Here is a 12530-nt window from a genome sequence, read left to right as displayed (position 1 = left end):
GACTTGATCTTGTGGTGAGACCAGTCCTACCAGGGGCTCTCCGCCTCATCTCAGCGCATCCATGCCACAGATCTCATGCGCCAGTTACTACCTCGCTGAGATCACCTCAATGGCGGCAAACTCTTGTCAAGAACGTTACTTCGCTCGCTAAGATAGGCCTACTTCGCTTCCGTACGTCAACGACACGCTAAGGCGGCACCTATGGTTCGGGCACCAGTCACCCCTCTTTGCACCCTCGGGAGCGAGCCCGCGACCGATACCAACATCTCCGCCCGTCTCAGCACGGCGCGCAAGTCACAGGCCCTTACCCAGCAGCAGCTCGGGCAGGCCGTACGGCCACGTGCCGGCCACCACGCCCACCGAGCCATGACCGGCCAAACAAGTTGAGTGCACCCGTGAACCAAGCGTCGACGGTCGGCGTCGTAGACGTCCACTACGACGACCAGGAACAAGCGAAGGCGGCACTGGTCGTCTGCCGAGACATGACCTTCTCAGCGATCGTGTCCGAGCACGTCGTCGACATCGCCCGAATCGAGCCATACGAGCCGGGCAAGCTCTACAAGCGCGAACTCCCGTGCATCCGAGCGGTCCTGGCGCTCGGCCCGCAACTTGAGTTACTGGTCGTCGATGGGTACGCGACCCTTGACCCCCAAGGCCGGCCAGGGCTCGGAGCGTATGCCGCGGACGCATTCGGCATTCCCGTCATCGGCGCCGCCAAGACACCCTTCCGCACCGCGACACACGCAGCCGAAGTGATCCGGGGCTCGGCGACCAGGCCCGTCTACGTCACTGCTGCCGGAGGTCTTGAAATCGACGAGGCGGCACGGATCGTTGCGGCGATGGCGGGGCCATATCGGCTTCCAACCGTGCTTGCGAGGGCGGACAACCTCGCCCGTGGACGCGTTCGACCGAACATCGATCACCAGATCACTTGACCTTCGAGACCCACGGACCTTCGCAGCAAGGGAAATCAGTGCTCGACAACCGCCGAGCGTATGAACTCGACGCGGTCCGGGTCGATAACCTCGATCACCTCCAGGGCATTGTCCCGCGCCCACCCTTCATGTGTCAGGGCCCACCGCACAAGCAACCAAAGCCCTTCACGCGCGCGATCCCTGCAGCGGCCTTGCAGGGATGAGTCTGTCGCCGAAAAGCCCCGCACGATGTAAAACAAGAGATCTAAGATCCGCCCACTTCGCCACGACGGCTGGTCCTCTATCAGTGCCGCAAGCATGACGGACACCGTCGGCTCGGCTGCGGAGTAAATGGTGCCCTGCGAGAAGACATGCTCTTCGATGTCACTCCACGCCGCCGATGCTTCGTCAACGTTGCCGCTCGAAAGGAGTCCGTGCAGGGCTCCACCAAGAGTCGCCGCGGGGCCCGTCGCCACGCGATAGGATGGCCAGTCGACTAGTTCAATCATGCGTTCTGCGACCGAGTTCACGATCTCAGTCCCCCCCAAGGCCCACCTGGAGCCCCGCGTGTGCCTGGCGCGAAGAGACCACGCGGGAACACCTGACAGTCCGCGCACACCGTGCCCTCGACCCACTCCGGGCCTACGGCGCTGTCACGAGTGCGCCAACCGAATGGTTTGCTCATCGACGCCCCCGGCTGCAATTGCTGGATACGGACTTCAGCATGCACGTCGTCGAGGTTTCCGACAGTTTGGAGATTGCCATCGGCATCCCGGTAGCTCACGTACCACGGGCTACTCCGATCGGGTGTGCCGTTGGGCTTCAGAACCGGCTCCGGGTTTGGTACAGCCCATGCGGTTTCGCCGGTGCCTGCGCTGAAGCCGTAGGGCTGGTCTCCGCCGCTGTTGCTGATGGTACCGGGCTGGGCGGTGTCACCGCTGTCGAGGGTGGTGCATTCCCAGCCGGTGCCGTTGCGTCGGACTTCGCCTCCGGTGGCGCATTCTTCGCTCCACAGGTGGCTGCTCTGCACACCGTCGGGTTCGGCGGCACCACCGGGCTGCTGCTGCGGCTGATACGGCTCCTCACCATCGGCACTCGGGTTGAGGACTCCGAGACGCACCGGCGAAGCACCCTCGGCCGCCTCGATCGCACGCTGCACCGACGGAGCAACCACCGGCCGCTTCGAACTGTCCGGCAACGCGTGCGGGGTCATGGCGTCGTCGATGACGCGTTGGCGGCGCGCGGCGAGCCAGGCTTGGTAAGCCCGGCGGGCCGCTGCCGCGGCGGTGTGGCTGCTCCCGCCGTGGCCCAGCCAGCCACTACTACTGCCGGGGCCGCCGTCCGGGGTGAGGGTCCAGTTCCGCCCCGGAAGGGACGGTGGCCGGTTCGGCCCAGGACCCGGCGAGGACCACAGCTCGTCGAACTGATCACCGATGCGCCCCGCCCACCGGGCGGCGCCCCTCCACCAGCTCTGGCCGGTGTTCTTCCACCACTTCCCGGCAGTGGCATCCCACAAGTCCTTGAGGGAGCGTTGCGGTGGCCGAGGGGTCGGAGTTGGGGCGGGCGGCGCGGCGGTCGTGTCCGAGGTCCACGACTCGACCTGGTCCGCCGCATGCGGGGCTGCTGCCAGTGCCCCGGTCACCGCCGTGGCACCCCCGACCGCGGCCGCGGCCTCACCGAAAGTGATTCCGATAATCGGGATCACGCACGGACACCGGCCGGTGGGGTCGGTCCGCCCCAGCGGATCACCACCCACATAGGCGTAGCGGTTGGCGTTACCGACGTCGCGGGGATCCAGGCCGGTGGTGTCGCGGGAGGCGAACGTGCCCGCATCGGGCTGATACCACCGCACACCCATGTTCACGTTGCCCGATTCCGGATCGGTGTACTGGTGCTGATAGCCCAAACCGGGCTCGACACCCTCACCAGCGGTTTGCTGCCCGAACGGGCCGTAGGCACGCGACCCGGCCAACTGCCCATCCGCGGGATCGAACACCCCCACCAGATCCGTGTGCCGGTCCGTCCACGCCACACTCGCCGCGCCGTCACCAGAGGCCACACCCAGCACATCCCCACCCGGGGTGTAGGTGTAGGAATCCGCCCCGTCACCGGTGACCGAGATACCCGACCCCGCATACGACAACGCAGCATCACCGGCCGACACCAACCGGCCCAACCCGTCATAGGCGTAAGCCGTCGCCCCGTCGGCGACCAACTCGCCGAACGCGTTGAACTGCACCCGCGTGGTCTCGCCACCACTCGTGCGCGAGGTCAACGTGCCCCGCGGGGTGTATGCGTAACTCGTGCCGTCCTTGGACACCAGCCGGTTACGGGCGTCGAACGTCGCCTCGAGGGCCCCGTCACGCACGAGATTGCCCGCCGCGTCCCAGCCATAGGAGTGCGCACCGTCGCCGTCGTCGAACGACGTCAGCCGCCCTGCCCGGTCATAGGCATAGGTGTTGTCCGCCGCACCCGCAACGCCCGTGGTGGTTTTCGACGTGAGCCGGTCGGCCTTGTCGTAGCCGTAAGCGATCGACGCGCTCACGGTGCCGTCCGGCGCCGTGATCTCGTCCGAGGTCAACCGGCCCAGGCCGTCGTAGCCGAACACCCGCGACGCCCGGCCATCGCCGTACCCGGTCGAGGTCACCCGCCCGGCATCGTCGTAGCCGTAGGACACGCTCGTCCCGGTCAGCGGATCCGCAGCCGAGGCCAGCCTGCCCGCGCCGTCGTAGCCGAACCTCGCCGTACCGGCCGACGTCGTCGCACTCACCTGACGGCCATCGTCGTCCCAGGCATAGCTCGACGACCCCGACGGTCCGGTCGCCGAGACGAGATTCCCGCGGTCATCGTACTCGAACTCGTTGATGCCGCCGGGTGCGGACACCCCCGTCAACCGGCCGGCCGTGTCGTAGGTGAACGTCCGGTCCGGCGTCACCGCCGACGCCCCGCTGCCGACCTGCTTGGTCAGGTTGCCCAACGGGTCGTAACTGTTGGACACCGTCACCCCACCCGGCTTCACGAGCCGGGCCAGCCGCCCGTTCAGTCCGTAGACAGCGGTGTAGGTGCGATCGGCCGCGTCCGGGGTCTGCGGGGTGGCCGGCTCGATGGTGGACTCCGGCAGGCCCCACGCGTTGACGGTGAACACCGTCGCGTGCCCGTTACCGTCGGTGGCGCGCGTGACGTGTCCCGCCGCGTCGTAGCCGTAGCTCCGCGTGATCGACTCACCCTCGGCCACCGGACGCGTCACCGACCGCACGCGGTCGAGCGCGTCATACGTGCGCGTGGTGGTGTGGCCCAGCGCATCGGTGACACCGGTGCGGTTGCCCGCCCGGTCGTAGTCGAAGGTGCGCTTCCGCTGTTGCTCACCGGCGGCGTTCGTGTCTGAGGCGGACACCCGGCGGCCGGCGAGGTCGTAGTCGTAGCGCGTCGACCGCCCCGTAGGGTCCGTGACGGTGAGCTGGTTGCCCGCACCGTCGAACGTGGCCGTGGTGGTGTTTCCCAGCCCGTCGGTGCTCGACAACCGGTTGCCCGCATCGTCCCAGGTGGCCTTGGTGACCACTCCCGACGGACTGGTTACGGTCGCCGGGTTGCCCAACTCGTCGTAGGTGTAGCGGGTCGTCAGATTCCGCGTGGGCCCCGGGACACGCTCCACCACCGTCGAGGTGGCCCGGCGGCCGAACACGTCGTAGGTGGCGTGAGTACGTGCGCCGGTCGGATCGGTCACCGACAGCCGTTCACCGAGCGGGTCGTGCGTCGCGGTCCATTCCCCACCTGGCTGCTCTGAGGACAACGGTGGGTCCGTGCGGCCCCGCAGGTGTCCGAGTTCGTCGTAGCGGTACGTCGTCTTGCGTCCCTGCGCGTCCACGGTCGCCGTGACACGGCCCGCCTTGTCGTACCGGATCCGCGTCGTCGGCGAGATCGCGTCACCCCCGTCCGGTGGCGTGTACCTCGGCAACGTGGTCGACGTCTCACGTCCTGCCGCGTCGAACGACTTCCGGGTGACGTTGCCGGCCGGGTCCCGCTGGGCCACCGGCTCACCGAAGGTGTTGTAGCCGGTCGTGGTCGTCGGGCGCAGCGTCCGCGGATCGTTGCCGCCGTTCTCGACCTCGACCGGCGGCGCCGTCATCCCGACCTGCCGGCCGAGGGCATCGTACGAGTACTCGGTCGTGAAGTCGTCCGCGTCGGCGCCCGCGGCGGTGCCACGCGGACCGACGACCGCGGTCACCAGACCGGCCTGGTCCCTGGTGGTACGGGTGGTCAGAGCTTCCGATCCGGTGTAGACGGTCTGCGACGTCGGCCTGCCGAGTGCGTCGAAATCGGATTCGACGTCGGAGTGCCGACTGCCGTCGGCGTTCTTTCCCACGACGTGTACCGGGTTGTCGAGAACGTCGTAGGTGGTTTCGCTGCTGCGAAGTACCTCGTCGCCCTCCCGGTCGACGGTCTTCGCCACGCGCCCGGCGTTGTCGTAGGACGTGGTCGTGGTGTACCGGCCGTGCCCGATCCACTTCTTGGTGACCTGCCCGGCGCCGTCGTAGCGGTACACGCCGGTGTAGAACGGCCGCTGCTCCCCGGTGTCCGGGTCGCTGCGCCCGCCCTCCACTGCTTCGGCTTCGAGCAAGTTGTCGTTGTAGTAGCTGAACGAGGTGGTGCGTCCCATCGCGTCGGTCACCGACGCGAGCCGCCCGGCGGGGTCGTAGGCGCGTGATTCGAGCACCACATCGCGGGGCTCCTTGCCGTCGCCGCTGTAGCCGTGCACGGTGCGCGTCGCAAGCTGGTGGCGACCCGTGGTGTACGTGGCGGTGAACTCCGTTCCGGACGGGGCGACCTCCCGGGTCACGGAGCCGAACGTGTCGTAGGTGGTCGTGGTGACCCCACCCGCCGGGCCGGTCACGGTGTGCACGCGACCGTGGTCGTCGTAGGTGTAGGACGTCGTACGCGCTTCGTCGTCACCGGCGACGTCGTCCACGGTGACCGAACTCAGCGTGCCGTCCGGGTTGTAGGTGTTGGTGGTACGCCGCTGATGGGGGTCGTCGGTGACGCCGTCGGGCGCTTCCGGGTCGACCTGCTCGACGAGCCTGCCCACGGCGTCGTAGCGATACGTCGTGGTGGCTGTGCCGAGCGCATCGGACGTCACGGTTTCCGAGGTCTTACGGCCGAGGTCGTCGTAGTCGTACGCGGTGACCTTCCCGGCCGCATCGGTGACCCGAGCCAGGTCTCCGGTCTGTGTGTAGGCGTAGCGGGTGACGCCACCGGCAGGATCGGTCGTGGTCTTCAGCAGGCCCGCGGGCTCGGTACCGCCGCTGACGGCGGTACCACTGCCATCGGTATAGGTGTGGGTCGTGGTGCGCTGCGCACCCCCGTTCGCTCCAGGAACGGACGCCGAAGCCACGTTGCCGTCCGCCGTGTAGGTGTAGTGGGTCAGGAACCGGTCGTCGTCGGGTCCCGACGAACGGCCGTCACGCGACTCGGTGACCTGTCCGTTCCGCGGATCCAGCGGATCGTCGTCGTTCCAGAAGTACGACGTGTAGGAGGTGTAGCAGGCCTCGACGCCGCCGTCTCGACACGCCGTCGAGGACAGGCGGTTACCGTGGGCGTCGTTGACGAACCGGGTGACGTGCCCGTTCTCGTCGGTGACCTTTCGTACGAAACCGCCGGTGTCGTAGGCATACACCCGAGCGCCCGGACCCGGCCGGTCGACGGAGATGTGCCTGCCACCCTTGGTCGGATCGAAGGTGTGGGTCGTCCGGTCGCCGGCCGGGTCCGTGGTGGTCACCGCGGTCGCGGCAACGGAGGCCGCGTAATGCGCCTGGATGCGCGCAGCGTCGAGCGGACTGTGGTAGACCGCGACCTCGCCGATCTGGCCTTCGAAATAGCCCCAGCCTTGCGGGATCTCGGGCCAACCCTCGTCGAACCGCCCGGTGCCGACGAATTCGTAGCGGTCGATGTTCGCGATACGGCCGTCGGCACGGGATCCGACCAACTGACCGTCGAGATACATCCGCTGTTGCGTGCCGTCGCCGGTGAGCGCCACGTGATGCCAATCGCCGTCGTTGACGACGTTGTCGCTGGTGATACCCGTGGTGTCACCGTCCCAGAACCCGCCGCGCAGGAGGCCGTCGGTACCGACGTACAGCACCGGATACGCACCGCCGCCGCTGTCACCCGGCAGATCCCGGCCGGTGGCATACAGTGCGCCGCCCGTTCTCGCGCTGGTCTTGAACCACATCTCGACCGACGTCCGCGTACGGCCGTAGATCTGATGATCCGGCAGCCGGACGTAACTCGAGGTTCCGTTCAGTCCGACACCGCCGGCCCCTGGCATGGGAGGCTGCGTCGAGGTATCGACGTCGTGGTGAGTCGCGGCGGTCGTGCCTGCGACGACATCGGCCTTCTCGGCCTGCGTGACCTCGTCCAGCGGCCAGAGGGTGTCAACACCCCAGGCGCGGGCAGTTTCTTCCTGCCACCCCTGATCGGTGCGAGACTCGTACAGCCCGGACACGGCTGTCGCGGGCAGCGCATTCGGGTACCACCCCAGATGGGCGATCCGGCCGTTGAAGGAGGCCCAGTCACGATCGCCGATCTGCGGCCATTGGTTGGCCCGGGTCCAGCCGGTGCCGACCAGCACGTGTTCACGCAGGTTCTGGATGGTCCCGTCCAGGGAGCCGATCTGTACCCCGTCGAGGAACAACGTTTGCGTGGTGTCGTCACCGGCCAGCACGACCTGGTGCCAGTCGCCGTCGTTGACCACCGCCTCGCTGGCCATGCCGGGCACGGAGCCCTGCCAGAAGTGTCCGTGCAGCTTGCCGTCAGTGCCGACGTACAGCAACGGGACGGCACCACCCTCGCTGGATTCCCCCGGTAGGTGATCCGAGGTCGAGAACAGCACACCGCCGTCGGACGCCGTGGTCTTGAACCACAGCGACACCGACCCCTGCCGAGTACTGCGGACCAGTCCGTCGGGCAGCCGCGCATAATCCCTGCTGCCGTCGAACGAACGAGCGTGACTGTTCGGGAATGGTCCCGCGCTCTGCGTCCCGCCGTGGTATGTCCCTCTACGTAGGGTGGGCGAACCGGGTGCGCTCGTTCCGTCGTTCTCCGCGAGTCGCCAATGCGAGTCCGGCCCCGAGGAACGCACCTCGTTCCCGTAACGATGCCCATCCCCTTGCACGACAGGAGCGCCAATGGTGCGAACGCCGCCGTTGGCGTCGGTGTAGCGGGTCACCCGGTCGTCGGCCTTGTCGTAGGCCAGCTTCGCCGCGACATGTCCACCTGGTCGCGTGATCTCCGTCAGCACGTCGGCGCGCTGGCGGGCGGCGTAGTGCTCGGACACCGTCGACTGACTGAGCGGATGCTGGTAGAAGGCGGCCTCGGCGATCTGACCGTCGAAGTAGTTCCACGCGCCTCCGTCCGTCGCGGGCTCGGAGGGCCAGTCACGATCGTTGAGTGCGCCCGCACCGAGGAAGTCGTACGGGTCGATGTTCACCAGTTGCCCGTCCTGGGAGCCCACCTCGGCACCGTCCAGGTACAGCGTCTGCGTGTCGTACGCCCCGGACAGCACGACGTGGTGCCACTGGCCGTCGTTGACGGCCACCTCGCTGACGATGCCGGCCACCGACTCGTTCCAGAAGTGTCCGTGCAGCTTGCCGTCCGACCCGACATACAGCGCCGGCATCGACCCCTTCGGCTCTGCGGCCCCTGGGAGATAGTTGCTGGTGGAGAACAACACGCCCTCGGAGGTCGTGTTGAACCACAACTCCATCGACGCGTACTGCGACTCTCGCACCAGATCGTCGGGGAGGCGCACGTGTGACGACGTTCCGTTGAATCCGGCCGCAGTGGACGGTGACCCGGCCAATGGGCCGGACCGGCCGAAGTCGACATCCACCGCGGTGCCGTCGACGTCGCCCCAGAACCCGGGGACCTCACTGACGGCTGTGCTGCCGCCGTTCTCCGACAACCGCCAGTACGCATGCGGATTCGCATCCATGGTGACCGTGCGATAATGCGAAGCCTGCTCATAAGCGTAGCTCGTGCACGCCTGCGTCGGGTCACACACTTCGGTCAGGCGATCACCGTCATACGTGTATGCCCACGTGTTGCCGCCCGCGTCGACTTCCGTGACGTGGCCGCCCGACCACGTGAACGACAGTGTCCTGCCCGAGGCCTCGTCGGTCGCCGTCGCCAGCTTCCCGGCTTCGTAGGACAGCTGCTGCGAATGCCCGGCGACATCGGTGACCGTCGCCAACCTGCCCGCGCTGTCGAAGGCGTAGCGCATGGCTCCCGGAACCTTCAACAGCCAACCGCCGTTGTCCCGGTCGACCACGGTCGAACGCTCGCCAGGAGGTGCCTGGTAGGAACCGTCGGCGTTACGCCCGAAACGTGCCTGACGACCGTCCGGGAATGTCACGACGACGTTTCCCGTGCCGTCGCCGTCCGGCTCGACGCGACTGTCCCATGTCGTGGACCAACCAGAACCGAACGCACTGTCCCGCCGCGGATCCCGGCTGTTGTAGGTCCGCTGAACAGCGAGGGCCGGCCCCACCGCAGCTACCGACGCGTCGGTGTCCCGGCCCGTGAAGTTGCCGATACCCGGGTCCACCTCGGCCTCGTCTTGCGCCGACGCCAGGTGACTCGTGATCGCCGGCTGCGGAACCCGGGGCGACAGAGTCGCCGCGCCGGTCCAGGCGCTCCGGGTATCGGTGTCCGAGAGCTGCCCGTACCAGGTGTAATCCTGACTCCACCGCAGCCGTCCCTCGGGAACCGACCACCGGGGCGAATCCTGCCACTCCGTCTGTGTGCAGTCGGCGCCGGACGCGTCACACAACTTGAACCGGTACTGCAGGCCCTTGCCCGGATACGCGTCTCGATCACGCCCTCGCAATGTCAAGGTGGGCGTGAGCGTCGGGGACTCGTAGTTGCTGGGCGGCGATGCCGAGCCGACCACCGGTGTCTGATTGCCGATCGTGAAGAACACGGCCTTGGACATCGGCGCACCGGACCACGAGAACCTGGTCACGCCCCGGCGGCCCATGTCCCATCGGATCTTGTACCGCCCTGGTGGCACCTGTTTCACCCGAGCGTCGATCGTCACCGACTGTCCCGGCGCGACCTTGCGGGGCATCTTCGTCCACGCCGCATTGGTCCCGTACTCGAGCTCCCGGCCTGAATCCGCGTCCCAGATGCGGTAGCCGAGCTCGTAGCCGTTCGTCGGCGTCCAGGTGTCCTTGCCACGGTTCGTGACCTGCACCTGCATACGTCCGTCGTCGCTGGATGACACCGTCTGCGTCATCGCGCCGACGCCGTATTCCGCCCAGTACGGGGTGTACGTCACGGCCAACGACGGCGGGTTCGCCGATGACGCCGACGCGAACTTCTTCCACCCGTACGAATCCGTCGTAGACGCACGCACCGTCAACCCGTGGTTCGCTTTGCCGTGCGTCCAGCCCTGGACCAGGTTCCGGCCACGATCGCCGAGGTCGATGCCCACCCAACCGGAGCTGCACCCGGAGTCGTGGCCGCGAGCGAAGCGTTTCGTCGCCAGTTTCGCACCCCACGACGGGCCGGGCCACGACTTGTTCCCGCCCACCGACCACGGCTGCGTCACCGGATGCACGGTCACCGGCCGCGCCTGACACGAATAGGACCATGTCTCGTACATCCACAACTTGGCGCCCAGGACGCGCTGTCCGGCCAGCTCGGACGACACGTTGCCGAACTTCAGGTACGCAGCGGCCTTGTTCCCGCCACCGTTGTAGGTACCCACGCTCAGGTTCGGCTCACCCGAATAGTCGTTCGTGTACGGCGAGAGCACGTACGTCGAACCAGGACTGTCCTTTCTACTGACCGACGGATCCACGGCCACCGGGAACTCGCGTGAGGGATCCTGTAACCACTCCTGGTCGACACGTACCCGCAGAACCGGGTCGTCCGACTCACCGACGAGCTCGTAGTCGACGTCGTACGAACGCGCGCCCTCACCCGAGTGGGGATCTCGGGTGGCGTCCTCCATGAATCCCGGCGGGATGCGGCCCGCCACCGCGCCGTCGGCGTCGCGCAGCACGACCGAGCCCTCGTCGTCGATGCTCGCGGTCACACCGTCGAGATGCAGCGGGAACTCCCAGACCGCGGGGGCATCGGCGGAGTGGAGGATCATCTTTTCCTTGATGCCCATCGGTGTGGCCTGCAAGACGATGTCGGCATCGGACCGAACGCTCTCGTAGGTGACACTGCGGCCATCCACCGTGCCGTGGACCGGCTCGGCATCGGCCAAGCCGAATCCGAAGGACCTCTGGTCGCCGAGCGACGTGCTCGCGAGAACCGGGGCTGTCGCCACTCGTGCGAACCGCTTGGCGTCCGAGTCGGCCGTGGTCACGAACTGTTCGCCGTCGTCTTTGAGCGTCGAGTCGATCCGTTGCCACTGTCCGTTCTCGTCACGGAAGAAGCGGCGTCCCTGATACACCCGCACGGTCCGCGTGCCGTCCGCGTTCTCGAATACGCGACGTTTCGGTCCGCTCTCATCGGCGACGAGCTGCGAGGTCGCCTTGTCGAACCCCGTGACGTCAGGCGGAGTATCTTTGGCACCAACCTCGACGCGGGCGTCAGGTGCGGGTGCCTCACCCAGTTCCGGCGTTGCGGCGCGCTCGTCCGGCGGTAGACCGCCTGGCTGTGAAGCCGCGTTGTGTTGCGCACGGTTTCGCCGCGGCTCGGTCGCCTCCATCGGCACGCGGTGAGGCCGGCCGGCCGCCGAACCGTAGTGTTGTTCAGGGAGTTCTCCCTGCGCCGCCAACGCCGACCTGGTCATCGACGGGGCACTGAGCAATCCGACCAGGATCACCGGCACCAGGATCAGCGACCACACCCGGACACCGACTCGCCCCAACGACAGCAACACGCGTACCTCTCACAGACATGGAGAAGGGCGAGCCACCCTGGCTCGCCCGAAGGTCGAACTCGAACACACTGCGCGCGACGCGGCGCCGAGCACCGCGGCAGACTAGAAACCTCGGACGACCCGCGGAACTGTTTGCGACCAAACCGTGATGACATCGCGTCTTTTAACGTGGCACGAATCACGACACAACCGACTGTTCCGCTGTCAATCCGCCGTACGGATCAACAGTCTCGACCTTGCACATAAACCCGTGGAGATTCACATTTTCTGAAATCAGCAAATCGGACGGTCCAGGCTGGTTCAGAAAAACTGTGACAGTGGTTTAGGCCGCTGAACTCAACGCGTTCGACGAGTTGGTGGCTGACGGGGCCACGGACTACGCCTACGACGGGTTGGGCCGGTTGGTCTCGGATGGGCAGTTGGCCGGGTCGCGTGCCTACGGTCCGTTCGGGCAGCAGACCGCTGGTGAGGGTGTTGGGCCCGGTTTGGGCTATCAGCACCAGTACACCGATCCGGGTTCGGGCAACGTGAACATGGGTGTGCGGTGGTATCAGCCCGATGCGGGCACGTTCGCTTCCCGTGACACCACCGGTCTGGATCCGCGCGATGTCGGCAACGCGAACCGCTATGCTTACGTAGGCGGCGACCCGCTCGGGAGGACCGACCCCACCGGGCGGTGTTTCGGCGTATGCACGATCGGGATCAGTGTCGGAATCGGTACGATC

General features: G+C 67.0%; 4 protein-coding genes. 2 read left to right on the top strand and 2 right to left on the bottom strand.

The window, feature by feature from the left end; translation table 11 throughout:
* The first annotated feature begins 395 nt into the window (after positions 1-395).
* On the top strand, positions 396-935 hold the full coding sequence (locus LY13_RS25095; protein WP_253831038.1) for an endonuclease V: 540 nt from the start codon (positions 396-398) through the stop codon (positions 933-935).
* A 35-nt stretch (positions 936-970) separates the two neighbouring features.
* Here the strand turns inward: LY13_RS25095 and LY13_RS25090 are convergent, their stop codons facing one another.
* Complete coding sequence (locus tag LY13_RS25090; protein ID WP_253831037.1) at positions 971-1444, bottom strand: hypothetical protein; 474 nt, start codon at positions 1442-1444, stop codon at positions 971-973.
* A complete protein-coding gene (locus LY13_RS25085) occupies positions 1441-11373 on the bottom strand; it encodes a LamG-like jellyroll fold domain-containing protein (RefSeq protein WP_253831036.1) in 9933 nt (3310 codons plus the stop codon). Before LY13_RS25085 ends, LY13_RS25090 begins: the two co-directional genes overlap by 4 nt.
* A gap of 788 nt (positions 11374-12161) precedes the next feature.
* On the opposite strand from LY13_RS25085, the gene LY13_RS25080 reads away from it, so the two are divergent.
* Positions 12162-12530 (top strand): RHS repeat-associated core domain-containing protein (locus LY13_RS25080; protein ID WP_308216401.1); only part of this gene is annotated, 369 nt, incomplete at its 3' end.

The organism is Prauserella aidingensis (assembly GCF_024171865.1).
GTDB lineage: Bacteria > Actinomycetota > Actinomycetes > Mycobacteriales > Pseudonocardiaceae > Prauserella > Prauserella aidingensis.
This window is presented reverse-complemented; position numbering and strand designations above follow the sequence as displayed.